Here is a 25,185-nt window from a genome sequence, read left to right on the forward strand (position 1 = left end):
CTCACACCAGGTACTGACATGTGTCGCGTTTGAGGAAGGAGCCGTGGCCCTTGCTGCCGAGGTAGGTGTTCTCCGAGATGACCACCTTGCCGCGGGAGAGCACCACGTCGACCTTGCCGGTGATGGTCTTGCCCTCGTAGCAGGAGTAGTCGACGTTCATGTGGTGGGTCTCGGCGGAGAGGGTCTGTCGCGCCTTGGGGTCGTAGATCACCACGTCGGCGTCGGACCCGGGTGCGATGGTGCCCTTGCGCGGGTACAGGCCGAACATCCGGGCCGGGGTGGCGCAGGCGAGTTCGATCCAGCGTTTGCGGCTGATCTGGCCGTCCACCACGCCCTGGTGCAGCAGGTCCATCCGGTGCTCGACGCCCGGCAATCCGTTGGGAATCTTGGAGAAGTCGCCGAGGCCGAGTTCCTTCTGGCCCTTGAAGCAGAACGGGCAGTGGTCGGTGGAGACCACGGAGAGGTCGTTGGTGCGCAGGCCCTTCCACAGTTCGGCCTGGTGCTGTTCGGGTCGCAGCGGGGTGGAGCAGACGTACTTGGACCCCTCGAATCCCGGCCGCGCGAGGTCCTCTGTGGACAGATAGAGGTACTGCGGGCAGGTTTCGGCGAAGGCGTTGACGCCGTTGTCCCTGGCGCGGGCCACCTCGGCGAGGGCTTCGGCGGCGGAGAGGTGCACGATGTAGACCGGCGCGCCTGCCACCCTGGCGAGCTGGATGGCGCGGTGGGTGGCCTCGGCCTCCAGGAAGGCGTGCCGGACCTGGCCGTGGTAGCGCGGATCGGTCTCACCGCGTTGCAGGGCCTGTTCGATGAGCACGTCGATGGCGATGCCGTTCTCCGCGTGCATCATGATCAGGCCACCGTTGTCGGCTGCCTTCTGCATGGCGCGCAGGATCTGGCCGTCGTCGCTGTAGAACACGCCGGGGTAGGCCATGAACAGTTTGAAGCTGGAGATGCCCTCGCCGACGAGCTGGTCCATTTCCTTGAGCGAGTTCGGGGTGACCTCGCCCATGATCATGTGGAAGCCGTAGTCGATGGCGCACTGGCCGTCGGCCTTGGCCTGCCAGGCGTCCAGGCCCTCGCGCAGCGACATGCCGGGCGTCTGCACGGCGAAGTCGACGATGGTGGTGGTGCCGCCCCAGGCCGCGGCGCGGGTGCCGGTCTCGAAGGTGTCGGCGGCGAAGGTGCCGCCGAAGGGCAGTTCCATGTGGGTGTGGCAGTCCACGCCGCCGGGCAGCACGTAGCGGCCGGTGGCATCCAGGACGGTGTCCGCGCCGGTGGCGAAGGACTCGGCGAGTCCGGATTCGGGCGCGGCCAGGGCCACCACTTTCTCGCCGTCGATGAGCACGTCGGCGCGCAGCTCGTCGGCCGCGGTGATCACCAGGCCGTTGCGGATCACGGTGCGGCTCATGGGTTTTCCTCCCCGGCCACGGTCAGCGCGTGGCGTAGCACCCGCAGTCCTTCCTCGGCCTCGGCCCTGGTGAGCGAGAGCGGCGGGGCCAGCCGCAGCACGTTGTTGTGCAGGCCGCCCTTGCCGATCAGCAGTCCACCGGCGCGCGCGGCCTCCAGGGTGGCGGTGGCGGCGGCCGGGTTGGGGTCCAGGGTGCCGGGCCGGACGAGTTCGACGCCCAGCATCAGCCCTTTGCCGCGCACATCGCCGACCACCGGCAGCAGCGCGGTGGCCGAGGACAGTTCCTGTTTGAGCCAGCCACCCACTTCCAGGGCGTTGGCCTGGAGGTTGTTGTCCAGGGCGTAGCGCAGGTTGGCCAGGCCGGCGGCCATGGTGATCGGGCTGCCGCCGAAGGTGGACAACGAGTTCGCGCGCAGGGTGTTCATGATCTCGGCGCGGGCGATCACGCCGCCGATGGACATGCCGTTGCCGATGCCCTTGGCGAAGGTGACGATGTCCGGGGTGGCGCCGTGGGCCTGCCAGCCCCAGAAGTTCTCGCCGGTGCGGCCCCAGCCGGTCTGCACCTCATCGGCGATCCACAGGATGCCGTGCTCGTCCAGGACTTCCTTGAGCGCGCCGTAGAGCCCGTCCGGGGGCACGCTGAACCCGCCGACGCCCTGGATCGGCTCGGCGATCAGCGCGGCCGCGTTCTTGTCGCCCTGGTCGAGCACATCGCGCAGGTCCTCGACGCAGGCGTTGATGTACTCGGCGTCGGAGAACTCGCGGAACGGGCCGCGGAACCGGTTGCCGCCGTGCACATAGGAGACCTGGAACGGGGAGAGGCTGGTGGTGGACCAGCCGGAGTTGCCGGTGATGGAGACCGCGGAGAAGGAGCGCCCGTGGTAGCTGTTGCGCATGGCCAGCACGTGGTTGGACCGGCGCGCGCCGGTGGCCAGCAACAGGGCCGCGTCGTTGGCCTCGGTGCCGCTGGCGGTGAAGAACACCCGCGCGTCCGGGATGCCGGAGATCGCGGCGATCTGCTCGGCCAGCTCGACCATCGGGCGGCTCAGGTACACCGTGGAGGTGTGCAGGATCTTGCCTGCCTGCTCGGTGACCGCCTTGGTCACCTCGGGCAGGGCGTGCGCGGTCATCGTGGTCAGGATGCCGCCGAAGAAGTCCAGGTAGCGGTTGCCCTCGCTGTCGTAGACGTGCCTGCCTTCGCCGCGGTCGAGTTCGATCGGCTCGGCGTAGTAGGCGGACAGCCAGCTCGGCAGCACCGCCTGGCGGCGGGCGTACAGCTCCGCGTGCGCTCCCATCTCAGCCCTCCGTCAGGGTTCCGTAGGCGTCCGGGCGGCGGTCCCGGTAGAAGGCCCATTGCTGGCGGACCTCGTCGATGAGGTCGAAGTCCAGGTCGCGGACCACGAGTTCCTCCTCGGTGCCGCTGGCCGCTTCGCCGACCAGCTGGCCGCGCGGGTCGACGAAGTAGCTGGTGCCGTAGAAGTCGTTGTCCCCGTACTCCTCCACGCCGACCCGGTTGATCGCGGCCACGAAGTACTCGTTGGCCACCGCGGCGGCGGGTTGTTCGAGCTGCCACAGGTAGGCCGAGAGGCCGCGGCTGGTGGCGGAGGGGTTGAAGACGAGTTTCGCCCCGGCCAGGCCGAGCGCGCGCCAGCCCTCGGGGAAGTGCCGGTCGTAGCAGATGTAGACGCCGATCCGGCCGACCGCGGTGTCGAAGATCGGCCAGCCGAGGTTGCCGGGCCGGAAGTAGTACTTCTCCCAGAAGCCCTTGACCTGCGGGATGTGGTGTTTGCGGTACTTGCCGAGGTAGCTGCCGTCGGCGTCGATGACCGCCGCGGTGTTGTAGTAGAAGCCGGACTGCTCGACCTCGTAGACCGGGACGACCAGCACCATGCCGGTCTCCTTCGCGAGGGCCTGCATCCGCTTGACCGTCGGCCCGTCCGGCACCGGTTCGGCCCATTTGTAGTGCTCGGCGTCCTGCACCTGGCAGAAGTACGGCGCGTTGAACACCTCCTGGAAACCCATGACCTTGGCGCCCTGGGCGGCCGCGGACCGCGCCGCACGCTCGTGCGCCTCGATCATCGAGTCGGTGTCGCCGGTCCACTTCGTTTGGAAGATCGCGGCTCGAACCACGTTGACCACAGCTTTCCCCTCGCTTCCGGTCTGGGCGTCGGGGTCGACCTCGGCAACCTATGAAGAGCATCACTCTGGTGCAATAGGGTCTTTGTTACCGAACAATAATTCACCCGGGCGCCATGGAGTTACCGTTCTGGGCGTGACGACTGCCAATCGCCTGCGCACCGACCGGCTGCCCGGCCTGGTGACCACCGCCTACACCTTCGACGTACCGGTTGACCATGCTGCTCCGCAAGGGGAACACCTGACCGTGTTCGCCCGCGAGGTGGTGGCCGCCGGGCGGGAGAAGGACGAGCTGCCCTGGCTGCTGATGCTGCAGGGCGGCCCCGGCCAGCCCTGTGAGCGGCCGAGCGCGCCGAGTGCCTGGCTCGGCCGGGCGCTCAAGGACTACCGGGTGCTGCTGCTCGACCAGCGCGGCACCGGCCTGAGCAGCCGGGTCAACCGGCAGACGCTGCCGCTGCGCGGGGACGCCAAGGCACAGGCGGACTACGTGGCGCACTTCCGCGCCGACTCGATCGTGCGGGACGCCGAGCTGGTCCGGCGGGCGCTGATCGGCGAGGCGCCGTGGAGCATCTACGGGCAGAGCTTCGGCGGCTTCTGCTCGCTGACCTACCTGTCGCTGTTCCCCGGTTCGCTGCGCGAGTCGCTGATCACCGGCGGGCTGGCCCCGCTGACCGCCACCGCGGACGAGGTCTACCGCGCGCTGTACCCGCGGGTGCGGGAGAAGAACGAGCAGTTCTTCGCCAGGTACCCGGAGGACGCGGAGATCGCCCGCCGGGTGGTGGACCACCTGCTGGCGCACGACGTCCGGCTGCCCACCGGGGAACGGCTGACCGCGCACCGCTTCCAGACCCTGGGCATGGGTTTTGGCACCCACCGCGAGTTCGACTCGCTGCACTACCTGCTGGAGATGTCCTTTGTGGACGGTGTGGGCGGCCCCGAGTTGTCCGATGCGTTCCTGGTCCAGGCCGGGGCGCGGCTGTCCTTCGCCACCGCGCCGCTGTACGCGCTGGTGCACGAGGCGATCTACGCCCAGGGGTGCGCCTCGGACTGGTCGGCGCAGCGGGTGCGCGCGGAGTTCCCCGAGTTCGACCTGGAGGGTGACTGGCCGGTGCTGTTCACCGGCGAGATGATCTACCCCTGGCAGTTCGACGAGGACCCGGCGCTGACCCCGCTCAAGGACGTCGCGGAGATCCTGGCCGGGCGCACCGACTGGGGCCCGCTGTATGACCCGGAGGTGCTGGCGCGCAACGAGGTGCCGGTGGCCGCGGCGGTCTACTTCGACGACATGTACGTCGACTCCGCCTACTCCCTGGAGACCGCGAGCGTCGTGGGCGCCACCAGGGCCTGGGTGACCAACGAGTACGAGCACGACGGCGCCGGCCGGTCCGCCTCGGTGCTGGACCGGTTGATCAAGATGGCCCGCGGGGAGCTGTGACCGGCGGCTTCCCCGGTCACAGCCGCCCTGGTCAGCGCGCGTAGAGCAGGCGGTTCGGGGTGCCTGCCTTCAGCCCGGTGACCTTGTTCTTGGTGGCGCCGTCGACGAGGTGCTTGTTCACCTCGGCGACGGTGGCCGCCGGGTGCGCGCCCAGGTAGTTGGCCACCACACCGGAGACGAACGGGGCGGCCTCGGAGGTCCCGTCGTGCACGGCGGTGGCGGTGTCGGACTCGCTGGTGGCGGTCAGGATGGCCGCGCCGGGGGCGAACAGGTCGACGCACGGGCCGATCGCCGAGTGCTGCCAGACCTGGTCGGTGCGGGTCACCGAACCGACGGTGATCGCGTCCCGCACCCGGGAGGGCGAGCCGTTGCAGGCGTCCACCGGCTGGTTGCCCGCGGAGACCACCACCGGGATGTTCTTGTTCAGCACCTGCTGCACGGCGGCGTCCATCGCGGCGTTGCGCGCCCCGCCCAGGCTGAGGTTGAGCACGGCGGGCTTGACCGCGTTGGCGGCGACCCAGCGCACGGCCTCGACCACGTCCACCCGCCCGCACAGCGCCCGTACCGACTGGATGGTCGCCGCGGGCGCGGTGCGGGCGGCGATGCTGCCCACCGCGGTGCCGTGGCTGGCGCAGTCGCCGCCGACGCCCTCGGGGTCGTAGGCGGTGCGCGCCCGGCCGCCGAAGGCCTGGTGCGTGGTGCGGATGCCGGTGTCCAGGACGTAGATGTTGACGCCCGCGCCGTTCCCGACCGGTTGGTAGGCGCCGTTGAGCGGGAGGTCGCGCTGGTCGATGCGGTCCAGACCCCAGTCGACGGGGGCGGCGGAGGCGGCGGGGGTGAACGCGAGCGCGGTGAGCAGGATGGTGGCGAGCACGGGGAGCGCGCGCCGGTGCAGGGTGGTCATGCCCGCCACTTTTCGGGGCGTCGGGCGGGGCCGGGTACCTACGGAAGTAGCCGGGGTTTCAGTTGGCGGCCGGGTTCACACCGGCGGCCGGTGCGCGCAACGCGGTGTCCAGCGCCCGCAACAGCTCTCCCGCCCGCCCGCGCCCGCCCGGCGCGTTCGGGTACCGCGCCAGGACGCGCACCACCACGGGACTGGCCAGAGTGCGGGCCTTCTCGATGTACTGCTCGCCTACCGAACGGTCGGTACCGGCGTCCAGTTCGAAGGCCCTCGCCGCGTGGGCGGCCGCGCCGAGGATGTGCAGGACCTGGGTGGCCTTGGCCAGGGGATGCAGGTAGGCGGCGCTGGCCGCGGCGACAGCGGCGCGGGCGGCGTCACTGGCCGCGGCCGCTCCCGCGTCGCGGGTCTCGTGGTAGGCCCGGTTGGCCGCCCACGCGTGGTCCCGGATCGCCTTGGTCCGCTCGGCGCCGGCCGCGAACGCCAGTGCGGACTCGATCGCGGCTCGTGGCCGCGGGTCGCCGGGGCGGGCCCGTTCGAAGATCGCCAACGCGGGCTGCGCGCAGGCCGCGGCGTAGCCTGCGATCTCGCGCAGTTCGGTCATGCTGAGTTCGATCGTCAGGTCCTGGTCAGTCACCCAGTGAACGGTATCGTTGAATATTCGGTGGAGACTTCTTGGTGATAATCGCAGGACAATGGTGATGAACCCTCAAACGGTGGGACTGGAGGCCGGGGACTTGGGCGCGGAGGCCGGGCACACGGAGATCAGCACGGCGCAGCAGGCCGCGGCCGATGACCGGGTGCTCGTGTTCGGGCGGTTGCTGGGCACGGCGAACCGCCTGGAGCACATCCTCGGGCGGGAGATCGAGGCCGAGTGCGGGATCAGCCACCTCATGTTCGAGGTGCTGTTGATCCTGGGCCGGGCCGGGGAGCCGGGGCTGCCGATGCGGCGGATCGCCCAGGAACAGGTGCTGACCACCGGCGGCGCCACCCGCCTGGTCGACCGGATGGTGCGGGCGGGCCTGGTCGAGCGGGTGGCCGAGCCGGGGGACCGGCGGGTGCACCTGGTACGGCTGACCGAGGCGGGGGAGCGGACCGCGGTGACCGCGGCGCGGCTGCACGCGCGCAACGTCCAGCGGTATCTCCTGGACCTGCTGCCCGAGCCGGAGCGGGCACGGTTCGCGGCACAGCTGAAGCTGCTCAGTCACGCGGCCAGGGACGCGCTGCCGCGGCTGGGTTGATAGTGAAACATCTGACTCGTCAGGTAATCTCGACGGGTGACCTTTCGGCTGGTGTATGTGCTGGACGCCTACTGCGGGTGGTCGTACGGGTTCGCCCGGACCATGGCCGACGTGACCGCCGCGTACCCCTGGCTGCTGGTGGAGGTGGTCTCCGGCGGGCTGTTCACCGGCGACCGGCGCCGACCGATCGGTCAGTACGAGTTCATCCGCGAGGCCAACGAGCGGATCACCGACCTCACCGGGGTGAGCTTCGGCGCCGGATTCGAGCGACTCCTCGATGAAGGCTCGTTCGTGATGGACTCCGAGGCGGCCGCGCGCGGGGTGGCCGCGTTGCGCGTGCTGGCCCCGGAGCGGGCGGTGGAACTCGTCGGCGCGCTCCAGGACGCCTTCTACCAGGACGGGCAGAGCCTGTCCGACCCCGCGACCTACCGCGCGCTGGCCGAGCGGACCGGGCTGGACCCGGACCTGCTGGTGGCCGCCTTCGAGTCGCCGAACGCGGTGGCCGAGGCGGCGGCGGACTTCCGGTTCGCCGGGGAGCTGGGTGTGCAGGGCTTCCCGACCTTGCTCGTGGTGGACGAGGAACGGGTGGCGACCCTCGCGGTGGGACACGCTTCCACCGAGGAAGTCACCCGTCGGCTGGCGGCGTTGCGCTCATCCGGCGGCGATTGACCAGACCGGCGGCCAGTACCGCCAGCCACACCACGCCGAGCGCGATCACCAGGCCCAGCGCCACGTTCCGGTCGTGCAGGCCGGGGTTGACGTAGGGCGCGAAGGTCCGCCACAGCCACGGCACGGACAGCGTCACCAGCACCGCGGACACCACCAGCCCGGTGATCACCGGTGTCCGCCAGGCCCGGCCGGCCCGCCGGCTGATAGCCAGGCCGAGCAGACCGATGACCGGCGCGATCACCGCGTCGTGCAGGATCGGCCCGCCGATCAGCCAGCCGCCCAGCGACACCGTGTCGCCGACGGAGGTGGACAGCAAGGGCAGCAACAGGATCGCGCCCCAGCCGAGCAGTCCGGCGCCGATCGCGCCCAGCACCCACCGCATCACCGCACCGCCAATCCGCCGACCCACTTGGTCTGCAACACACCCGGACGGCTCGGCGCGATGATCCGGCACGGGTAGCCGTGATCCAGGTCCAGTTCCTCCCCGTTGAGCCGCAGGGCCAGCAGTGTCAACGGGTCGTGCGCGTGCGTGGCGGGCAGTTCGCTGACCCGGTACGCGCCGCCCTGCTCCAGGGATTCCACCCGCACCACCGCGTCCGGCCCCGCGCCGACACTGCCGATCAGGTCGGCGACCCGGACACCGGTCCAGGTGGCGGACTGACTCCAGCCCTCCACACAGGCGATCGGGAGTTCCGCGGTGGTCTGCGGCAACGCGGTCAGCTCGGCCAGGCTGAGTGTCCGGGTCCCGGCTGGGCCGGTGATCTCCAGCTTCCAGGTGTCGGTGATCCGGGCGACTCCGGCGGCCGAGGCGGTGCGGTTGACTGGAAGTCCTTGCGGGCCCTTGGTGGAACGCCAGCCGAGGAAAGAAAGTCCTTGCAGGCCAGGCACGGTGGCTCCGGCGGTGGCGAGCACGGCCGCGCCGGTGGCCAGGCCGGTGCCGCGCAGGAACGCCCGGCGGGACAGGCCGACCGCCGGTTCCCGTTGCAGGCCAACGGGTTGGCTCAGCGCCTCGCGGATCAGCGGGAGTTTGACCGCGATGTGCAGCAGCAGCGCCCCAACCGCGATCCAGGCCACGGCGTAGTGCGCGCTGACGAAGTAGAACCGCCACGGATAGTTCTGCGCCACGTTGAACAGCCCGCTGGCCAGCTGGAAGAACGCCGCGGCCAGCAACGCGAAGATGGACAGCCGTTCCATGGCGTGCGGCAGCGAGCGCACGGCGGGTGTGGCGAACAGCTTCGGGTAGACCGTCCAGAGTTTGGCCACCAGCAACGGGATCGCGGCGATCCCGCTGATCACGTGCACGCCCTGGTTGATCCGGAACAGGTTCACCGGCCGGGTGGGCCAGCTGAACCAGGCCGGCGGGTGCTGGATGCCGTGGCTGAGCAGCCCGGTGACGAAGCACAACCCGAACGCGATGCCCAGCCACAGCCCGATCCGGCTGGTGACCCGGACATCGTGCGCGGCGCCCTTGAAGTCGGATTCAGCGGGTGGCCGTAGTCGCATCATCGCGAACCTCCTTGCCCAGCACGGCGAACCAGCGTCCGGAGTGATCGAGGAGTTCGGTCACCCGGAATCCGGTGACCACGGCGAGCAGGCCGATGGCGTCGGCGCCGACCCAGGCCCAGTCGAAGGCGGATCCGGTCAGCCGCACCTGTTCCCGGCGCAGACCGGTGCCAGGGGGTTCGACCTCGATGAGGACGTGGCCGGTGGGCGCGAGCAGCCGGTGCACCCGGCGGAGCAGCACCACCGGGTCGCCGCCGATGCCGATGTTGCCGTCGGCCAGGAGGATTTGTTGCCAGCGGCCCTCGGCGGGCAGCCGGTCGAAGATGTCCCGGCACAGGGCGGCGCCGCCGCGGTCGGTGGTGAGGCGGACGGCCACCGGGGAGCTGTCCACGCCGAGCGCGATCACGCCGCGGCGGCCGAGCGCGGTGACCAGGCGGCCGGGGCCACAGCCGAGGTCGAGGACCGGGCCGGTGCAGCGGCGCAGGAGTTGCTCGTCGGCGGGGCACGGGGTGGCGGACCAGCGGGCGATGGGCAGCAACAGGCTGCGGCCGTCCGGGAGCAGCAGCAGGTCGGTGTGACCTAGCAGGGCGGCGTCGAACTCGCTGGTCATCGGGCCACCTCGGCAGGGCGCGTGGCTGCCGCGGCGAGGCTGGGTAGTACCGCGGTCACCGCGTGCGCGAAGTACGAGCCCGGCAGGCCGCGGGCCACCGCCACCGCGTCCGCCATGGTGTCCACATCGGACAGTTCCGGCGCGATCCGCACGACCAGGCCCTTGTCCCGCAAGGCCGCCAGGGTCCGCTCGCCGGTGTCGGACTGGGACATCGGCACCGTGGCCAGCAGTGCCGCGTGCTCCCGCCTGCGCAGCCCGAGCGCCCACCAGCCGCCGTCGGCGGCCGGGCCGAGCACCGCGTCCGTGTTGCGCTGGGCCAGCAGGCGCAGGCAGTCGGCGAGCAGTCTCGGGGTGACCTGCGGGGTGTCCATGCCGAGCTGCAACCGCGGTCCGGCGACATCGGCGTGCGCGTTGGCCAGGCGTTCGGCGAAACCGTTGCCGCGCTGGGAGATCACCGTGCTGCCATACAGGGATCGGCGCAGCCGCACCGAATCGGCCGCCGCCGCCAGGTCCCCGGTCAGCGCCACCACCAGGCGGGTGCCGGGGGTGGCGCGGGCGGCGGCCAGGGTGTCGTGCAGGCTCGCCGCGGCGATGGCGGCGGCCTGCTGCGGGGTGGCCGGCGGGGTCAGGCGGGTCTTGGCCTGGCCGGGCACCGGGGCCTTGGCCACCACCAGGATCGCGGGATTCATCGCAGCACCCCCGCCATGTCCCTGGCCGCGCGCAGGGTGCCGAGCACCGAACCGCTCACCTTCGACCTGGTGCCCGCGGCGCGTGGCAGGTAGTCGAAGTCCACTTCGGACACTTCCCAGCCCGCGTCGGCCGCGCGGATCAACAGTTCCAGGGGGTAGCCGAAACCACGGTCGGTGATGCCCAGGGCGAGCAGGTCGTCGCGGCGGAAGGCGCGGATCGGGCCGATGTCCCGGACCGCGAGGCCGCGGCGGCGCAGCAGCCAGGCCAGGACGGCGTTCCCGGCCCGCGCGTGCCATGGCCACACCCCGCGGCTCACCGGGATCCGCCGTCCCACGCAGAGTCGCGCCCGGCCGGTCGCGACCGGGGCGACCAGGGCGGGCAGCAGGGCCGGGGCCATTGAGCCGTCGGCGTCGAGCACACAGACGATCTCGGTCGTGGCGTGTTCGATACCGGTGTGCACGGCGGCGCCGTAACCCCGGCTCGCTTCGTGTACCACGGTCGCGCCGAGTCCGGCGGCCACCGCGGCGGTGCCGTCGGTCGAACCGTTGTCGACCACGATCGCGTGGTATCCAGGAGGGAGCTGCTGGAGTACGGCGGGCAGTGCGGCTGCCTCGTTGAGACAGGGCAGCACCACGTCTACCGCGCCGGTCGTCTGCGTCATGCCACCGGAGGTTAGGGCGCTGGCGATCAGCCGGGAACCGTTGCGGTGCTTACCGAAATATGACGTACCGGCCAGTTCTTACCGAGTTGTTTCAGACCTCGGATCCGCCGGGTGCGGTGCCTGGGATGGCCTTAGGTTGGCCGCGTGCTGTCTGGAAAAGACCGCCGTGACCTGCTGGCCGCGGCGGCCCTCGTGCTGCTCGTGGCCGTCGCGGTGGTCCTCGGAATCATCCTGCGTGCCAACGGAGTGCCCATTTTCGCCGGGGCCGCGCCGCTGTTCGGCGAATGGCTGCCGCACCTCGGACCCGGTACCGCGCCCGCGGTGCTCCTAGTAGTCCTGGTGGTGTGGCAGGGACCGCGGCTCGCGGATCGCCTGCCCTGGCGCGGATTGCTCGCCGCCGGGTATGTGACCGCGGTGGCCTGGACCGTGGCACTGGCCACTGTGGACGGTTGGCAACGCGGCCTGGCAACCAGGCTCACCACCTCCGACGAGTACCTCCACGAGGTCGGCGGGGTCACCGACATCGGCGCGATGATCGCCGGGTTCGCCGGGCGGATCCTGGACTTCCAGCCCGATTCCTGGACCACGCACGTCTCCGGCCACCCGCCGGGCGCACTGCTGGTGTACGTGCTGCTGGACCGGATCGGCCTGGACGGCGGCGCCTGGGCCGGGATCGTCACGATCCTGATCGGCTGCCTGGTCGCGATCGCGGTGCCGGTCACCGTGCGCGCGCTGGCCGATGCCGACGCGGCCCGCCGGATGCTGCCGTTTGTGGTGCTGCTGCCTGGATTCGTGTGGTTCGGTGTCTCCGCGGACGGCCTCTTCGCCGGGGTCACCGCCTGCGGAATCGCGTTGCTGGCACTGGGTGGCTGGTGGCGGTCCCTGCTCGGCGGACTGCTGCTGGGCTTCGGCTTGTTCCTCAGCTACGGCCTGATCCTGTTGGGACCACTGGCGTTGGCGGTGCTGATCGCCGGCCGCGGCAAGGTGCTCCCGGCTGCCACCGGCGTGCTCGCCGTGGCGGGTGCGTTCGCGCTGGCCGGGTTCTGGTGGCTGGACGGCTACCACCTGGTCGTCGAACGCTACTACCAGGGCATCGCCACCGCCCGCCCCTACGCCTACTGGGTCTGGGCCAACCTCGCCGCGCTCGCACTGGCCACCGGACCCGCCCTGGCCGCCGGGATCCGCCGCGCCGTCACCGAACGGACCAGGGGGATCACCATCCTGGTCGCCGCGGCCCTGCTCGCGGTACTCGCCGCGGACCTCTCCGGCCTCAGCAAGGCCGAGGTGGAACGGATCTGGCTGCCCTTCGCGGTCTGGCTGTGCGCCGGGACCGCCTTGCTGCCAAGGGAATCCCGGCGCTGGTGGCTGGCCGCGCAGGCGGTCACCGCGCTCGCGGTGAACCACCTGGTGCTCACGAACTGGTGAGCTGCGCCGGTCGCCGCAACGGCGCGGTGGCGAACTCGGTGACGCCCTCGGCGAAGGACACCTGGGCCCGGTAGCCGAGCACCGCCACCGCCTTCACCGGATCGGCCACCACATGCCGCACATCCCCCGGCCGGGCCCCGCCCACGATCCGCGGCGCCGGGCCACCGCAGGCCGTCGCCAGCGCGGCGGCCAGCTCACCCACGGTGTGCGGATCGCCGGAACACACGTTCACCGCGCACAACCCGCCCGCCGCCGCGGGCGTCTCGATCGCCAGCCGGTTGGCCAGCGCGACATCCCGCACGTGCACGAAGTCCCGCCGCTGCCGCCCGTCTTCCAGGACCACCGGCGCCTCACCGCGTTCCAGGGAGGACCGGAACATCGAGGCCACCCCGGCGTACGGGGTGTTCTGCGGCATCCGCGGCCCGTACACGTTGTGATAGCGCAACGCCCACACCGCACCGCCGGTCTGCCGCGCCCAGGCCGCCGCCAGGTGCTCCTGGGCGAGCTTGCTGGCCGCGTAGGTGCTGCGCGGATCCACCGGCGCGTCCTCGGGCACCAGTTCATCGGCCAGCGCCGCCCCGCACACCGGGCACGGCGGCTCGTACCGGCCCGCCGCAAGCTCGGCCAGCAGCCGCGGACCGGGCCGCACCACGCCGTGCCCGGCGCAGCGGTAGCGGCCCTCGCCGTAGACCACCATCGAGGAGGCCAGCACCAGCCTGCCCACCCCCGCCCGGTGCATCGCGGCCAGCAGCACCGCGGTGCCGTAGTCGTTCTGCAGCGCGTACTCCGGCGCGTCGTTCGGATCGACCCCGTGCCCGACCATGGCGGCCTGGTGGCACACCACGTCCACGCCCGGCAGCAGCCGGTCCAGCAGGCCGGCGTCCCGGACGTCGCCGACGACCAGCTCCGGTGGCGTCCACGGGGGCGGGCCGTCCGCGCCGTGTGCCTGCGGGAGCAGGGCGTCCAGCAGCACGGTGTCCGATCCGGACAGTGCCTCGACGATGTGGGAGCCGATGAACCCGGCGGCCCCGGTGATCAACACTCGCATGCCCCTGACGCTAGGCCGAACGATGTATCGATGAGCGCCATCGGCGTCGGACGTCACCAAACCGTCAGAACTTGCGCACAATGCTGAGTGGTCCGCCAAGGTGGCGGCGGGCCAGTGGACGGGAGGGTCATGCACGCCGATCTGAGCCGGATTCTGTCGGTCGTCGAGGAGGGATCGGCCACGGGCATCGCCGCGGCGATCAACCGGCTGATCGGCGCGGGCGAGTTGTCCGTCGGCACCCGGCTGCCCACGGTGCGCGCGCTCGCCCAGGCCCTCGGCGTCAGCCCGACCACGGTGAACGAGGCCTGGCGCTCACTGGCCAGGGTCGGCGCGATCGAGACCAAGGGCCGCAACGGCTCCTTCGTCACCGCGCACACCCACAACGCCGAACCCACCCGGTTCTGGCGACTGGCCGGCGATACCGGCCGGTTCGCCCGCGACCTCTCCGCCGGCGTGCCTGACCAGGCGTTACTGCCGCCGATCGGGCCCGCGCTGGCCCGTATCGACGGTCAGCCGCCACTGTCGGGTTACCTGGACGCCCCGGTGCTGCCCGAACTGGACCGCCTGGTCCGCAAGTCCTGGGCGCCGGTGTGCGATCCGGAGACGCTGACCATCGTCAACGGCTCCCTGGACGGCATCGACCGGCTGCTCGCCCAGTTGCTGCGCCTGGGCGACCGGGTGATCGTGGAGAACCCGACCTTCCCGCCGTTCCTGGACCTGCTGGACACCGTGGGCGCCAGCGCGCTGCCGGTGCCAGTGGACGACGAGGGCATCCTGCCGGACGCCCTGGCCGGTCAGCTGCGCCGCGACCCCGCGGTGCTGCTCATGCAGCCGCGCGCGCAGAACCCGACCGGCGTCAGCCTCACCCAGCGCCGAGCCGACCAGTTGGTAGAGAAGCTGCGGGCTCACCCGAACGTGGTGGTCATCGAGGCGGATCACTCCGGTGACGTGGCCCTGGCCGACCCGGTCAGCTTCGCCGGCGCACTGCCCGGCCGGGTGGTCCGGGTGCAGAGCTTCTCCAAATCGCACGGCCCCGACCTGCGGCTGGCCGCCCTCGGCGGACCGGCCTCGATCGTCGAACCGCTGATCGGGCGACGGCACCTGGGCGCGGCCTGGTCCAGCCGGTTGCTGCAGGAGGTCCTGGTCGGCCTGCTCACCGACCCGGGGTGTGTGGCCGCGGTGGCCACCGCCCGCACCGTGTACGGCCAGCGCCGATCCGCCCTCAAAGACGCCCTGACCAGCCGCGGCATCCGCTCCACCGGCTGGGACGGCATCAACCTGTGGATCGATGTGGCCCGCGAGCGCGAGGCCCTGGTGACCCTGGCCGCCCAGGGCATCGGCGCGGCCCCCGGCTCCCCGTTCCTGGTCGAGCCCAGCGGCGGCGACCACCTGCGCATCACCACCGCCACGCTGCCGGTGAGCGAGGCCGCCGCGGTGGCCGACGCCCTGGCCGAGGCGGCCCGCCCGTACCCGCCGTACAGCCGGGTCTGAGCCGATCAGGACAGTTCCTGAAACATCCTTCAGGCACCCGGGCGGGTGATCCGCCAGGCTGAGCGGCATGCGGGTGCTGGTGGTGGAGGACGACCTGCGGCTGGCCGGACTGGTGCGCCGCGGACTGGCAGCCGAGGGCTTCGCGGTCCAGGTGTGCCATGACGGCAACCAAGGTCTGGCGCTGGGCAAGGCCAGGGCTTTCGACGCGATCGTGCTGGACATCATGCTGCCCGGCCGCAACGGCTACCGGGTCTGCGCCGACCTGCGCGCGGCCGGGGTGTGCACGCCGATCCTGCTGCTCACGGCCAAGGACGGCGTCTACGACGAGGCCGAGGGCCTGGACACCGGCGCCGACGACTATCTCACCAAACCGTTCTCCTACGTGGTGCTGGTGGCCAGGCTGCGCGCGCTGATCCGCCGCGGCCACCTCACCCGCCCGGCCGTGCTCGCCGCCGGGGACCTCACCCTGGACCCGGCCACCCGCCGCTGTCACCGCGGCCCGGCCGAGATCCGGCTGACCGGCAAGGAGTTCCAGGTCCTGGAGTGCCTGCTGCGGCGGCGGGAGGAAGTGGTGACCAGGGCCGAGGTGATCGAGGCGGTGTGGGTCAGCGACGAGGAGCCCGCGCCCAACCTGGTCGAGGTCTACGTCAGCGCGCTGCGGCGCAAGATCGACGCCCCGTTCGGGCGGCGCAGCATCGAAACCATCCGCTCGGTCGGTTACCGGCTCACCGCGGACGGGACGGGCCGATGAGGCGGCGGCTGTCCTCGATGCGGGTCCGGCTCACCCTGCTGGTGCTGGCCGTGGTGGCGCTGCCCGTGCTGACCCTGGCCGCGCTGCTACCGGGCCTGATCCGGGACCAGCTGCTGACGCAGGCCAGGGAACGGGCCGAGCACGCAGTGAGCGGGGGCGAGTGCACCGGGTACCTGACCGGGATCGCGGATCCCCAGGGGAACCTGCCCGAGACCCTGCGGTACACCAAGCCCTGTGCCGGGTTCGGCGAGAACGTGGAGTTCGCCGTGCCCGCCCAGGCGCCCCGAACGGTCCGGCTCAACCCCGAACCGGACCGGCTGCTGACCCTGTGGCCCTTCGGCGACCAGCCGGACAGCCGGATGATCAGGGTCCTCTCCGGCAACCGCTACCTCCCACTCCCACCGGGCGAGCACCTGTCCCTGGAATGGGCGCAACGAACCCTCGACCGGTGGATGCTGGGCCTGATCGCCGGCGTGCCGCTGCTGCTCGCCCTGGCCGGCTGGCTCACCTGGCTCGCCCTGGGCCGGATGCTGCGCCCGGTGGCCCGGATCCGGGACGAGCTGGCCGACATCACCGCCACCGACCTCGGCCGCCGGGTGCCCGAACCGGTGCGCCAGGACGAGATCCACCAGCTGGCCCGCACCGTCAACGCCACGCTGAGCAGACTGGACCAGGCGGTCACCGGGCAGCGCCGGTTCGTCGCCGACGCCGCGCACGAGCTGCGCGGCCCGATCGCCGCGCTACGCGGTGAACTGGAACTGGCCACCACACACCCCGGCCAGGCCGACTGGCCCGAGGTGGTGCGGCTCGCGCTGACCGACACGGTCCGGCTGCAGGACTTGGCCGCCGACCTGCTGTTGCTGGCCCAGCTGGACAACCCCGGCCCGGCCACCGGCGCCGAGGTCGACCTGGGCGACCTGATCGGCGAACACCTGGCTGGCCGCGAGCTGCCCGCGCACCTGCAGCGCAGCGCGCGACCGCCGAAGCTGCCGGTGGTGGTGCCCGGCAGGGCCGCCGCGCTGACCCGGCTGCTGGGCAACCTGCTGGACAACGCCGAACGGCACGCCGACCGCTACGTCGAGGTCCGGCTGGGCACCGAGGACGGGCACGCCGTGCTGGAGGTGCTCGACGACGGGCCCGGCATCCCGCTGATGGACCGGGGGCGGATCTTCGAGCCGTTCGCCCGGCTGGACGACGCCCGCGCCCGCGCCGACGGCGGCACCGGCCTCGGACTGGCCATCGCCCGCCAGATCGCCGAGCACCACGGCGGGCGGATCCGGGCGGGCCGGGGACCGGGCGCGCGCTTCCGGGTCCAGCTCCCGCTTGCCCCGCCAGAGTGATCAACTTCCCGGTTTGACCGTCTTTAGGGGCTGATCATGGGTCCCGATCGGGCGCGGAACGGTCACCGCGCTGGCCAACCGAACGGTCGGCGGCGAGGTTGGACTGATGGAGTATCCGGACTCGGCGCCACCCAGACCCCGCGGACCGGGGACTGTGATGGGCCCGCGCCTCGATCTCGACGACTGGTTCGCCCCGCTGGGCCTGACCGAGTTCAGCCGCACCGTGCTCGGCCAGCGGCCCCTGGTCACCCAGCCCAGGGCCGGGCTGGCCGACCGGCTGCGCGCCGCACTGGGCGTGCACACCGTGGACGACGCCTTCGGCAAGCGGGTGCGCGAGGTCCGGGCCTGGTTCCTGGACCTGGACGGCAACGCCGCCACCGCGCCGATGCCCGCGGCCAGCGCGCGGCGGCTCTACGACGCGGGCACCACCGCCTACTTCCAGGAGGTCGCCGACTTCGCGGGGTTCGAGCGCGAGGTGGCCCACGCCTTCCGGGTCGCGCCGGGCTCGGGCAAGGTGCAGCTGTTCTGCAACCGGCCCAGCGCGGTCACCAAGGTGCACTTCGACCCGGTCGACGTGATCACCGTGCAGCTCACCGGCCGCAAGACCTGGCGGATCGCGCCGAATGAGTTCGCGCCGCGCCCGCTCAAGGGCTGGGGCGCAGGCGAGCCGATCGGGCCCAGTCTGCGCACCTACCAGGAGAACCCGCCGCCCGAAGTGATCCCTGGCAACGTCAAGGAATACCGGCTCGAACCGGGTTCGGTGCTGCACGTGCCACGCGGCTACTGGCACGAGACGTTCTCCGACCAGGACTCGATCTCCCTGCACCTGCTGCTGATCCCGCCGCTGCGAATGGATTTCCTGCTGGCCGCGCTGAAGAACGAGCTGGCGAGTGAGCGGCACTGGCGCGATGCGATCTACGACTTCGCCACCCCGGCCGAGACCGCCGCCCGCACCGCCGCCGACTTGGCCGCGCTGCGCGCCGCGCTGGACCGCCTCGACCCGCGTGACCTGGTCCGCGCCCCGCTGCCGACCGCCCCGGTCGGGCCGGAGACCCGGTTCACCCGCGCCGGTCAGGCCGCCTTCGGCGTGGACGGCCTCGAACCGGGCACGGCCCGGATCTCGGTGTCCGCCTACGGTTTCCGCGAGACCCAGACCGCCGCGGTGACCGTGCCAGCGCCGTCGCTGCCCGCCCTGCGCTGGGTGAACGCCCTGCCAGCGGGGGCCGCCCTCGATGTGGCCGATGTGCTGCGCGAGGCCCCCGGACTGACCAAACCCGAGGCGCAGGACCTGCTGGGGCTCATGGAGCAGACCCGGCTGGTGCGCCGATCCCCCGAGGAGCCGCTGTCATGATCGAACAACCGGATCTGCCGCCCGCCGTGGTCGTCCACGTCGAAGCGGGCGCCGAGGCCGAGTACGCCGTGCGTCCGTCCGATCTCATCGACCGCGGTGCAGGCGAGGACGTCATCGCCACCGCCACCTTCGGCGAGTTGCGGATCACCACCACCCGGGGCCTTGGCGAGGCCACCGCGCACCGGCCCCATCCCCAGATCACCAAGGCGCCCGTCGAAGACAACCTGGAGGGGTGATGTCCCGGCTTGACCTCGCGGACTGGTTCGCCCCCATGGACCTGGCCGGATTCGGCGACTCCGTGCTGGGCCGCCGGATTCTCGCCACTCCGGCCCGGGCGGAGCTGGCCGCCCGCCTGCGGGACACCCTGGAGATCCACTCCATCGACGACGTCTTCGCCAAACAGGTGCGGCGGGTCTGCGCCTGGTTCCAGGACACCGCGGGCAACACCAGTTCCGCGCTGATGCCCGCGGCCAGTGCGCGGCGGCTCTACGACGCGGGCATGACCGCCTTCTTCCAGGAGATCGCCGAGTTCGACCCATTCGAGCGCGAGGTGGCCGAGACCTTCCGGGTCTCCGGCCACTCGGCGAAGGTCCAGCTCTTCGGCAACCGGCCGGGCGCGGTCACCAGGGTGCACTTCGACCCGGTCGACGTGATCACCGTGCAGCTCACCGGCCGCAAGGTGTGGCGGGTGGCGCCGAATGAGTTCACGCCGCGTCCGCTGCACGGCTGGGGCGCTGGCGATCCGCTCACCCCGGACCTGCGTGCCTACCAGCGTGCGGCCCCACCGGAGCGGATTCCCGGTGACGCCGAGGAGTTCACGCTGGAGCCAGGGGCCGTGCTGCACGTGCCGCGCGGCTACTGGCACGAGACCTGCTCCGACCAGGACTCGATCTCCCTGCACGTGCTGCTGACTCCGCCACTGCGGATGGACTTCCTGTTGGCCGGCCTCAAGAATCAGCTGACCAGGGACGAGCGCTGGCGGGAGTCGATCTACGATTTCGAGACCCCGGAGGAGGCGACCAGCCGCACCACCGTGGACCTGGCCGCGCTGCGCGACGCGCTGGACCGCCTGGACCCGCGGGACCTGGTCCGGGAGCCGCTCACCCAGCGGCCGGTCGAACTGGAGACCCGGTTCGTGCGCGCCGGGCAGACCGCGTTCGGGGTGGACGAACTGGACCCGGACACCGCGCGGATCTCGGTGTCCGCCTACGGTTTCCGGGACACCCAGACCGCCAGTCTGCGGGTGCGGCGGGAGTTCCTGCCCGCGCTGCGCTGGATGGGCGACATGTCCGCTGGCGCGCCGGTGGACATCCCGGACGTGCTGCGCGAAGCGCCAGGGCTGAGCAAGGAGGAAGCCCGCGAACTGTTGGGCATGCTGGAGAAAACCCGGCTGCTGCGCCGGGTCTGACACCGGCGGGCGCCGGTGATCCCGGCGCCCGCTGGGAGTTCAGAGCGTGCCGACGGCGACCGTGAGGATCGCCCTGGCCTGGGCCACGATGTCGGCCCGGTTCTTCTCCAGCACCGGATCGGAGACCTTGTCCGGGTTGGCCGGGTCGAAGAACAGGATCGGCGTGTGCACGTGCCCGCCCGGCACCTTCGCCTTGACCGCGTCCCGCAGCAGCGTGGCCCGGTAGGCGATCTCGTTGGACAGATAGGAACCGCCGCCACCGGCGCGGGCCACCGAACCAGGCGTCGGACCGTGGGGGCTGGTCACCGGCTGGGTCTGCCCGGCCGGGATCTCGGTCACCGCGGTGCGGTCCAGCACCGTGAACGGACCGGTGGTCGCGGCCACGATGTCCTGGTACGGCAACGTGGTCGGCACGAACTCCGGCTGCGGCGTCACCGTTGGGACCCCGGCCGGGATCGGGATCCCGGTAGCCCGGTTCTCCCGGTTGTTGTCCGCGCCGGTGTGCCAGCGGCCGTTGTAGCGCTCGATGTCGAACTGGCCGGCCCGGCCCTGGCTGACCGTGGTGAACAGATCCACCTGCTTGCGGCCCGGCTTGAAGTGCGGCAACAGGGTCTGCTCGACCATGCCCGCCTCGAACGGGGTCCACAGCACCGGGAACACCGCGGTCTCCACCCGCGCCCGCCCGGACGGGGTGTCGATGTAGGTGCCGTCCAGGGCCAGCGCGGTCGCGCCGCTGGGGTTGGTGCGGCGGATGTCGCCGTCGAGCTGGAACGGGTCGAAACCGGTCAGCAGCACCCGCTTCACCCGGTTCCCGGCGGGCAGGTCGATCGAGTCCTGGCCACGCGACCCGGTCTCCACCGCGTCGAGGAGAACCTTCCGGTCGGTCGGGGAGAGGGTGAAGGCGGGCTGCCACTGGCGCAGCGCCCTGGTGAGCTGCAACCGCGCCCAGTACAACGGCCGGTCGTCACTGCGTACGAGGTCGCCACCGGCCGGGCCACGGCCCTGCACCCGGTCCACCGCGGCCTGCCACAGCTGCCTGCTCTGCGTCTGCGCGAGCGCCTTGGCCACCCGCAGCGATCTGGTGCGGCACAACGACTTCTCGAACTTCGGCCCGCGCTGGTCGAAGCCACTGCGGTCGAGGATCTCCTGCGGCACCGGCAGGGTGAGCCGCTGCTCCTCCACCGGGATCGGCGCGGCGCGGTCGAAGCAGTTCGCCGGGGCGGCGGTCTCGGCCGCCACCGCGAGCGGGGCGGCGGCCAGCAGCGCGCCCACTGCCAGTGTGCCGGTCAGGGTTGCGCGGATCAGCTTTCCGGGAAACACGGTGTTCAACACGCCTCCTTCACAGGGGAGCCTCACCCGATCAGGTGAGTGCGGGCTTGTCCAGGGCCGGATCGGCGGCGATGTCCACCCGGCTGGTCTCCGGCGCGATGATCAGCGCGCCGATGGTGAGCAGCAGGGCGGCGGCCACGTAGACGCCGATGGCGACCCAGCTGCCGGTGGATTCCAGCAGCGCCAGGGAGATCAGCGGGGCGAGCGCGCCGCCGAGCACCCCGGCCAGCTGGTAGCCCAGGCTGGCGCCGGTGTAGCGCAGCTTGGTGCTGAACAGCTCGGAGATGAACGCCGCCTGCGGGCCGAACATGGCCGCGTGCGCCACCAGCGCGACCACCGTGGCCAGGATGATCAACGCGGTGGATCCGGTGGCCAGCAACGGGAAGAAGGCGAACACCCACACCGCCGCGCCGAGCGCGCCCGCCAGGTACACCGGGCGGCGGCCGTAACGGTCCGACAGCGCGCCGAAGAACGGGATCAGCGCGAGCTGACAGGCCGAGGCGACCAGCACCGCGTTCAGCCCGACCTGCCGGTCCACCTTCACCACGTCCTTGAGGTAGGTCAGGATGAACAGGGTGAAGGTGTAGAAGGCCACGTCGGTGCCGATGCGCGCGCCGATCGCGGTGAGCAGCTCGCGCGGGTGCTCGCGGAAGACGTCGAACAGCGGCAGCTTGGCCTTGGCCTCGGTCTGCTCGACCTGGGTGAACAGCGGGCTCTCGGAGATGGTGCGGCGGATCCAGAAACCGACCAGCACCAGCAGCCCGGAGAGCAGGAACGGCACCCGCCAGCCCCAGTCCAGGAACTGCTCGTTGGACAGCGAGGCCGACATGATCCACATGACCCCGGCGGCCAGCAGGTTGCCCGCGGGCACGCCGACCTGCGGCCAGCTCGCGTTCAGCCCGCGCTTGTCCGCCGCGCCGTGCTCCATGGTCATCAGCACCGCGCCGCCCCACTCCCCGCCCAGGCCAAGGCCCTGCACGAAGCGCAGGGTGACCAGCAGGATCGGGGCCAGCACGCCGATCTGGGCGTGCGTGGGCAGCAGCCCGATGGCGAAGGTGGCCACGCCCATCAGCAGCAGCGTGATGACCAGGACGTTCTTCCGGCCGACCTTGTCGCCGAAGTGGCCGAAGATGGCGCCGCCGACCGGGCGGGCGATGAAACCGACCGCGTAGGTGGTCAGCGCCAGCAGGGTGCCGGTGAGCGGATCGCTGGTCGGGAAGAACAACTTGGGGAACACCAGCGCGGCCGCGGTGCCGTAGAGGAAGAAGTCGTACCACTCCAGCGAGGTGCCGATCAGGCTGGCCGCGATCACCTTGCGGCCGGACCGGGCGGTCGACGTGGGCGCTGAGCTGCTCATCGGCTAGTCCTTTCGGTGCACTGGAATCGGATTCGCTGTCCGGGCCGGACCTGCGCCGCCTGGGGCAGATCCTGCTCGAGGACCACCGCGATCACCGGATAACCGCCGGTCACCGGGTGGTCGGCGAGGAACAGCACGGGTTGCCCGTTCGGGGGAACCTGGAGCGCGCCGCCGACCATGCCCTCCGGCGGCAGTTCACCAGGACGGGCGCGGTCGAGGCGGGGGCCGGCCAGCCGGACGCCGATCCGGTTGCTGGCCGGGGTGACCTGGTACGGACCTGAACACAGGGCCGCGGCGGCGTGGTGGGTGAACCAGTCCGCGCGCGGGCCGAGCAGCACCCGCAACACCGGTTCGGCTGGCAGTTCCGCGACCGGCGCGAGATCCACGATCGGGTCACCGACGGTCTCCCGACCGATCGGTAGGCACGCCCCCCGGACGAGTGGTTCCGGACCGATGCCGGAGAGCAGGTCGCTGGCCCGGGAGCCGAGCACCGGCGGCAGGTCGATCCCACCGCGCACGGCGAGGTAGCTGCGCAGTCCGCGCTCCGGGCGGCCGATCCGCAGCGTGGTCCCGGCCGGGACGTAGAGCGGCGCGTGCGCGGCGGCGGTGCGCGGGCCGAGCGGGGCGCCGATCGAGGGGGTGCCGAGGTGCAGCGGGGCGGGCGCGCCGGTGAGGGCGACCCAGGCGCCCCGATGGAAGCGGAGCTGGACGCCGCCGAGGGTGAGTTCGAGGGCGGCGGCGGATTCGGCGTTCCCGACCAATCGGTTGGCGAGGGTGAACGCGGGCTGGTCGGCGGCGCCGGAGCGGCCGACCCCCATCGCGGCCAGCCCTGGACGGCCGAGGTCCTGGACGAGGGTGAGCAGCCCGGCGTCGAGGACCTCGATCCCGCCGCACCCCTGGTTCGCGTTCATGCCGCCACCTCCCGGAACCGCACCCGGGTGCCCGCGGTCAGCAACCCGGGCCGGGCCCGTCCGGTGTCCCACAACACCAGGTCGGTCTGTCCCAGCAGCCGCCACCCGCCAGGGCTGGACCGCGGGTAGATGCCGACGAACTCGTCCGCGATGGCCACCGCGCCCGCGGGCACCCTGGTCCGCGCGGTCTCCCGCCGCGGCACCCGCAACGCCGGGTCCAGGCCCGTCACGTAGGCGAAGCCGGGCGCGAACCCGCAGAAGCTCACCGTGTACTCCCCGCCCAGGTGTCGCCGCACCACCTCGGCCGCGGCCAGCCCGGTCAGCTCGGCGACCTCGCCCAGGTCCGGCCCGTTGTAGCGCACCGGGACCTCGATGGTGCTGGCCGGCGCGCGCATGCCGGGTGGCGGGGCGTGCCGGTCCAGGTGATCGCGCAGCGTGCTGAAGTTCGTGGCACGCGGGTCGTACCGGACGAGCACGGTGCGGGCCGCGGGGACCAGTTCGAGCACCCCGGCCGGGGGCTGGGCGGTCAGCAGCGCGTGCAGGGCGTGCGCCGCTTCGCTGTCGGGCAGCTCGACGAGTGCCGCTGAGCTGCCGAAACGCCGGATGTCCGCGTGCACTGTCCACCCCCGGTGTGTCCTGGGTCACCCTATGATGTGGTACGAGTCAACATAAGGATTGTTCAACAAAAGAACAAGACCCATGTGCCATGATTTTCTAGAGAGCAACGAGGAGGACACGGTGAGCGACGCGCCCCTGGCGGACCTGACGGCTGATCGCGGGCTGCTGGGACGCAGCTCCACGGCCGAGCGGGTCGCGGGCATCCTGCGGGACCGGATCATCGCCGGCTTCTTTCAGCCCGGCGAACGGCTCTCCGAGGAGGCCATCGGCCAGGCGCTCGGCGTCTCCCGCAACACCCTGCGCGAGGCGTTCCGGCTGCTCAGCCACGAACGCCTGCTCTCCCACCAGCTCAACCGCGGCGTCTTCGTGCGCACCCTGTCCGTGGCCGACGTGGTGGACCTCTACCGGGTCCGCCGGGTGGTCGAGTCCGCGGGCGTGCGCAACCTGGCCAATGCCCCGGCGAGCGGCCTGACCGCGTTGCGCGAGTCCGTCGCCGAAGCCGACCGCGCCGCCACCGACCGCCGCTGGCGCGACGTCGGCACCGCGAACATGCGCTTCCACCAGGCCATCGTGGCCCTGGCCGACAGCGGCCGCCTGGATGAGCTGATGCGCCAGCTACTCGCCGAACTGCGCCTGGTCTTCCTGGTGATGAACGATCCCAAGGCCTTCCACGTCCCGTTCATGGCAGGCAACCGCGACATCCTGGAGTTGCTGGAAGAGGGCGCGGCCGAACGTGCCGAGGCCCTGCTGGTGTCCTATCTGGACGAAGCCGAACAAACCCTGGTCCGCGCCTACGCCCCCCTCGCCCCCGACCTCACCACCTGAGCGCCCCGCCCGGCGACTTGGGCCAACTGGTACGCCGGTTTTGCCCAAGCGGGCGTACCAGTTGGCCCAAGTGGTGCGGG

At 71.7% G+C, this 25,185-nt stretch carries 26 protein-coding genes; 11 read left to right on the plus strand and 15 right to left on the minus strand.

All coding sequences use genetic code 11. The annotated features are described in order from the left end of the window. Position 1 precedes the first annotated feature (1 nt). The 3 genes from hydA to ACTOWY_RS39135 are packed head-to-tail and all read right to left on the minus strand — an operon-like array spanning position 2 to position 3,547. Complete coding sequence (hydA, locus tag ACTOWY_RS39125) at positions 2-1,408, minus strand: dihydropyrimidinase (protein ID WP_441314639.1); 1,407 nt, start codon at positions 1,406-1,408, stop codon at positions 2-4. Continuing rightward, a complete protein-coding gene (locus tag ACTOWY_RS39130) occupies positions 1,405-2,703 on the minus strand; it encodes an aspartate aminotransferase family protein (protein ID WP_441314640.1) in 1,299 nt (432 codons plus the stop codon). The genes hydA and ACTOWY_RS39130 overlap by 4 nt, the downstream gene beginning before the upstream one ends. Position 2,704: 1 nt before the next feature. Next, positions 2,705-3,547: a nitrilase-related carbon-nitrogen hydrolase gene (locus tag ACTOWY_RS39135; protein WP_441314641.1), complete on the minus strand. Its 843-nt coding sequence runs from the start codon at positions 3,545-3,547 to the stop codon at positions 2,705-2,707. 133 nt (positions 3,548-3,680) lie between these two features. On the opposite strand from ACTOWY_RS39135, the gene ACTOWY_RS39140 reads away from it, so the two are divergent. Continuing rightward, complete coding sequence (locus ACTOWY_RS39140) at positions 3,681-4,979, plus strand: alpha/beta fold hydrolase (protein WP_441314642.1); 1,299 nt, start codon at positions 3,681-3,683, stop codon at positions 4,977-4,979. Between the two features lie 31 nt (positions 4,980-5,010). On the opposite strand, the gene ACTOWY_RS39145 is transcribed toward ACTOWY_RS39140, so the two are convergent. Further along, on the minus strand, positions 5,011-5,883 hold the full coding sequence (locus ACTOWY_RS39145; protein ID WP_441314643.1) for a S8 family peptidase: 873 nt from the start codon (positions 5,881-5,883) through the stop codon (positions 5,011-5,013). Positions 5,884-5,941: 58 nt separating this feature from the next. Beyond that, positions 5,942-6,481: a putative immunity protein gene (locus ACTOWY_RS39150; protein ID WP_441314680.1), complete on the minus strand. Its 540-nt coding sequence runs from the start codon at positions 6,479-6,481 to the stop codon at positions 5,942-5,944. Between the two features lie 97 nt (positions 6,482-6,578). Between ACTOWY_RS39150 and ACTOWY_RS39155 the strand changes: the two genes are divergently transcribed. Then, positions 6,579-7,118 (plus strand): MarR family winged helix-turn-helix transcriptional regulator, encoded by a 540-nt coding sequence (locus tag ACTOWY_RS39155; protein ID WP_441314644.1) that lies wholly within the window; start codon positions 6,579-6,581, stop codon positions 7,116-7,118. Positions 7,119-7,154: 36 nt separating this feature from the next. Further along, positions 7,155-7,787, plus strand: a complete 633-nt coding sequence (locus ACTOWY_RS39160) for a DsbA family protein (RefSeq protein WP_441314645.1) — start codon at positions 7,155-7,157, stop codon at positions 7,785-7,787. On the opposite strand, the gene ACTOWY_RS39165 is transcribed toward ACTOWY_RS39160, so the two are convergent. The 5 genes from ACTOWY_RS39165 to ACTOWY_RS39185 are packed head-to-tail and all read right to left on the minus strand — an operon-like array spanning position 7,744 to position 11,251. Next, entirely contained in the window at positions 7,744-8,169 is a 426-nt protein-coding gene (locus tag ACTOWY_RS39165; RefSeq protein ID WP_441314646.1) for a hypothetical protein, read from the minus strand. The genes ACTOWY_RS39160 and ACTOWY_RS39165 overlap by 44 nt on opposite strands. After that, entirely contained in the window at positions 8,169-9,290 is a 1,122-nt protein-coding gene (locus ACTOWY_RS39170) for a molybdopterin-dependent oxidoreductase (RefSeq protein WP_441314681.1), read from the minus strand. The genes ACTOWY_RS39165 and ACTOWY_RS39170 overlap by 1 nt, the downstream gene beginning before the upstream one ends. Beyond that, positions 9,268-9,900, minus strand: a complete 633-nt coding sequence (locus tag ACTOWY_RS39175) for a methyltransferase domain-containing protein (protein WP_441314647.1) — start codon at positions 9,898-9,900, stop codon at positions 9,268-9,270. The genes ACTOWY_RS39170 and ACTOWY_RS39175 overlap by 23 nt, the downstream gene beginning before the upstream one ends. Next, positions 9,897-10,589 carry a TIGR04282 family arsenosugar biosynthesis glycosyltransferase gene (locus ACTOWY_RS39180; protein WP_441314648.1) on the minus strand — a complete coding sequence of 231 codons (693 nt, stop codon included), beginning with the start codon at positions 10,587-10,589 and terminating at the stop codon, positions 9,897-9,899. Before ACTOWY_RS39180 ends, ACTOWY_RS39175 begins: the two co-directional genes overlap by 4 nt. Further along, complete coding sequence (locus ACTOWY_RS39185; RefSeq protein ID WP_441314649.1) at positions 10,586-11,251, minus strand: glycosyltransferase family 2 protein; 666 nt, start codon at positions 11,249-11,251, stop codon at positions 10,586-10,588. The genes ACTOWY_RS39180 and ACTOWY_RS39185 overlap by 4 nt, the downstream gene beginning before the upstream one ends. A 144-nt stretch (positions 11,252-11,395) precedes the next feature. On the opposite strand from ACTOWY_RS39185, the gene ACTOWY_RS39190 reads away from it, so the two are divergent. Next, positions 11,396-12,676 (plus strand): hypothetical protein, encoded by a 1,281-nt coding sequence (locus ACTOWY_RS39190; protein WP_441314650.1) that lies wholly within the window; start codon positions 11,396-11,398, stop codon positions 12,674-12,676. On the opposite strand, the gene ACTOWY_RS39195 is transcribed toward ACTOWY_RS39190, so the two are convergent. Continuing rightward, entirely contained in the window at positions 12,663-13,724 is a 1,062-nt protein-coding gene (locus ACTOWY_RS39195) for an NAD-dependent epimerase/dehydratase family protein (protein ID WP_441314651.1), read from the minus strand. The two genes, ACTOWY_RS39190 and ACTOWY_RS39195, sit on opposite strands and share 14 nt — an antisense overlap. A gap of 129 nt (positions 13,725-13,853) precedes the next feature. Here ACTOWY_RS39195 and ACTOWY_RS39200 point away from each other — a divergent pair, with 129 nt between their 5' ends. The 6 genes from ACTOWY_RS39200 (at position 13,854) to ACTOWY_RS39225 (ending at position 20,065) form a co-directional block, all read left to right on the plus strand. Next, entirely contained in the window at positions 13,854-15,215 is a 1,362-nt protein-coding gene (locus ACTOWY_RS39200) for an aminotransferase class I/II-fold pyridoxal phosphate-dependent enzyme (RefSeq protein ID WP_441314652.1), read from the plus strand. Positions 15,216-15,282: 67 nt separating this feature from the next. Continuing rightward, positions 15,283-15,966 carry a response regulator transcription factor gene (locus tag ACTOWY_RS39205; RefSeq protein WP_441314653.1) on the plus strand — a complete coding sequence of 228 codons (684 nt, stop codon included), beginning with the start codon at positions 15,283-15,285 and terminating at the stop codon, positions 15,964-15,966. Further along, the gene (locus ACTOWY_RS39210; protein ID WP_441314654.1) at positions 15,963-17,306 is read left to right on the plus strand and encodes a sensor histidine kinase; all 1,344 of its coding nucleotides are present in this window, start codon (positions 15,963-15,965) and stop codon (positions 17,304-17,306) included. Before ACTOWY_RS39205 ends, ACTOWY_RS39210 begins: the two co-directional genes overlap by 4 nt. Before the next feature lie 157 nt (positions 17,307-17,463). Beyond that, positions 17,464-18,657 (plus strand): JmjC domain-containing protein, encoded by a 1,194-nt coding sequence (locus ACTOWY_RS39215; protein ID WP_441314655.1) that lies wholly within the window; start codon positions 17,464-17,466, stop codon positions 18,655-18,657. After that, on the plus strand, positions 18,654-18,893 hold the full coding sequence (locus tag ACTOWY_RS39220) for a hypothetical protein (RefSeq protein ID WP_441314656.1): 240 nt from the start codon (positions 18,654-18,656) through the stop codon (positions 18,891-18,893). Before ACTOWY_RS39215 ends, ACTOWY_RS39220 begins: the two co-directional genes overlap by 4 nt. Continuing rightward, complete coding sequence (locus ACTOWY_RS39225) at positions 18,893-20,065, plus strand: JmjC domain-containing protein (RefSeq protein WP_441314657.1); 1,173 nt, start codon at positions 18,893-18,895, stop codon at positions 20,063-20,065. The genes ACTOWY_RS39220 and ACTOWY_RS39225 overlap by 1 nt, the downstream gene beginning before the upstream one ends. A gap of 39 nt (positions 20,066-20,104) precedes the next feature. Here the strand turns inward: ACTOWY_RS39225 and ACTOWY_RS39230 are convergent, their stop codons facing one another. The 4 genes from ACTOWY_RS39230 to ACTOWY_RS39245 are packed head-to-tail and all read right to left on the minus strand — an operon-like array spanning position 20,105 to position 24,279. Next, positions 20,105-21,385 carry a pyroglutamyl peptidase gene (locus ACTOWY_RS39230; RefSeq protein WP_441314682.1) on the minus strand — a complete coding sequence of 427 codons (1,281 nt, stop codon included), beginning with the start codon at positions 21,383-21,385 and terminating at the stop codon, positions 20,105-20,107. Positions 21,386-21,425: 40 nt separating this feature from the next. Next, on the minus strand, positions 21,426-22,751 hold the full coding sequence (locus tag ACTOWY_RS39235) for an MFS transporter (protein WP_441314658.1): 1,326 nt from the start codon (positions 22,749-22,751) through the stop codon (positions 21,426-21,428). Next, a complete protein-coding gene (locus tag ACTOWY_RS39240) occupies positions 22,748-23,662 on the minus strand; it encodes a biotin-dependent carboxyltransferase family protein (RefSeq protein WP_441314659.1) in 915 nt (304 codons plus the stop codon). The genes ACTOWY_RS39235 and ACTOWY_RS39240 overlap by 4 nt, the downstream gene beginning before the upstream one ends. Then, on the minus strand, positions 23,659-24,279 hold the full coding sequence (locus ACTOWY_RS39245) for a 5-oxoprolinase subunit B family protein (RefSeq protein ID WP_441314660.1): 621 nt from the start codon (positions 24,277-24,279) through the stop codon (positions 23,659-23,661). The genes ACTOWY_RS39240 and ACTOWY_RS39245 overlap by 4 nt, the downstream gene beginning before the upstream one ends. 82 nt (positions 24,280-24,361) lie before the next feature. Between ACTOWY_RS39245 and ACTOWY_RS39250 the strand changes: the two genes are divergently transcribed. Then, positions 24,362-25,105, plus strand: coding sequence for a GntR family transcriptional regulator (locus ACTOWY_RS39250; RefSeq protein ID WP_441314661.1), 744 nt, complete (start codon positions 24,362-24,364; stop codon positions 25,103-25,105). Positions 25,106-25,185 lie beyond the last annotated feature (80 nt).

Source organism: Crossiella sp. CA198, assembly GCF_052078295.1.
Classification (GTDB): Bacteria; Actinomycetota; Actinomycetes; order Mycobacteriales; family Pseudonocardiaceae; genus Crossiella.

Coding starts and splice junctions, on each gene's coding strand:
- ACTOWY_RS39175 (WP_441314647.1), bottom strand. CDS start 9,900: ATGACCAGCGAGTTCGACGCCGCCCTGCTAGGTCACACCGACCTGCTG.
- ACTOWY_RS39185 (WP_441314649.1), bottom strand. CDS start 11,251: ATGACGCAGACGACCGGCGCGGTAGACGTGGTGCTGCCCTGTCTCAAC.
- ACTOWY_RS39180 (WP_441314648.1), bottom strand. CDS start 10,589: ATGAATCCCGCGATCCTGGTGGTGGCCAAGGCCCCGGTGCCCGGCCAG.
- ACTOWY_RS39220 (WP_441314656.1), top strand. CDS start 18,654: ATGATCGAACAACCGGATCTGCCGCCCGCCGTGGTCGTCCACGTCGAA.
- ACTOWY_RS39165 (WP_441314646.1), bottom strand. CDS start 8,169: ATGCGGTGGGTGCTGGGCGCGATCGGCGCCGGACTGCTCGGCTGGGGC.
- ACTOWY_RS39195 (WP_441314651.1), bottom strand. CDS start 13,724: ATGCGAGTGTTGATCACCGGGGCCGCCGGGTTCATCGGCTCCCACATC.
- ACTOWY_RS39155 (WP_441314644.1), top strand. CDS start 6,579: ATGAACCCTCAAACGGTGGGACTGGAGGCCGGGGACTTGGGCGCGGAG.
- ACTOWY_RS39145 (WP_441314643.1), bottom strand. CDS start 5,883: ATGACCACCCTGCACCGGCGCGCGCTCCCCGTGCTCGCCACCATCCTG.
- ACTOWY_RS39215 (WP_441314655.1), top strand. CDS start 17,464: ATGGGCCCGCGCCTCGATCTCGACGACTGGTTCGCCCCGCTGGGCCTG.
- ACTOWY_RS39200 (WP_441314652.1), top strand. CDS start 13,854: ATGCACGCCGATCTGAGCCGGATTCTGTCGGTCGTCGAGGAGGGATCG.
- ACTOWY_RS39250 (WP_441314661.1), top strand. CDS start 24,362: ATGTGCCATGATTTTCTAGAGAGCAACGAGGAGGACACGGTGAGCGAC.
- ACTOWY_RS39150 (WP_441314680.1), bottom strand. CDS start 6,481: ATGACCGAACTGCGCGAGATCGCAGGCTACGCCGCGGCCTGCGCGCAG.
- ACTOWY_RS39170 (WP_441314681.1), bottom strand. CDS start 9,290: ATGCGACTACGGCCACCCGCTGAATCCGACTTCAAGGGCGCCGCGCAC.
- ACTOWY_RS39240 (WP_441314659.1), bottom strand. CDS start 23,662: ATGAACGCGAACCAGGGGTGCGGCGGGATCGAGGTCCTCGACGCCGGG.
- ACTOWY_RS39210 (WP_441314654.1), top strand. CDS start 15,963: ATGAGGCGGCGGCTGTCCTCGATGCGGGTCCGGCTCACCCTGCTGGTG.
- ACTOWY_RS39130 (WP_441314640.1), bottom strand. CDS start 2,703: ATGGGAGCGCACGCGGAGCTGTACGCCCGCCGCCAGGCGGTGCTGCCG.
- hydA (WP_441314639.1), bottom strand. CDS start 1,408: ATGAGCCGCACCGTGATCCGCAACGGCCTGGTGATCACCGCGGCCGAC.
- ACTOWY_RS39205 (WP_441314653.1), top strand. CDS start 15,283: ATGCGGGTGCTGGTGGTGGAGGACGACCTGCGGCTGGCCGGACTGGTG.
- ACTOWY_RS39235 (WP_441314658.1), bottom strand. CDS start 22,751: ATGAGCAGCTCAGCGCCCACGTCGACCGCCCGGTCCGGCCGCAAGGTG.
- ACTOWY_RS39225 (WP_441314657.1), top strand. CDS start 18,893: ATGTCCCGGCTTGACCTCGCGGACTGGTTCGCCCCCATGGACCTGGCC.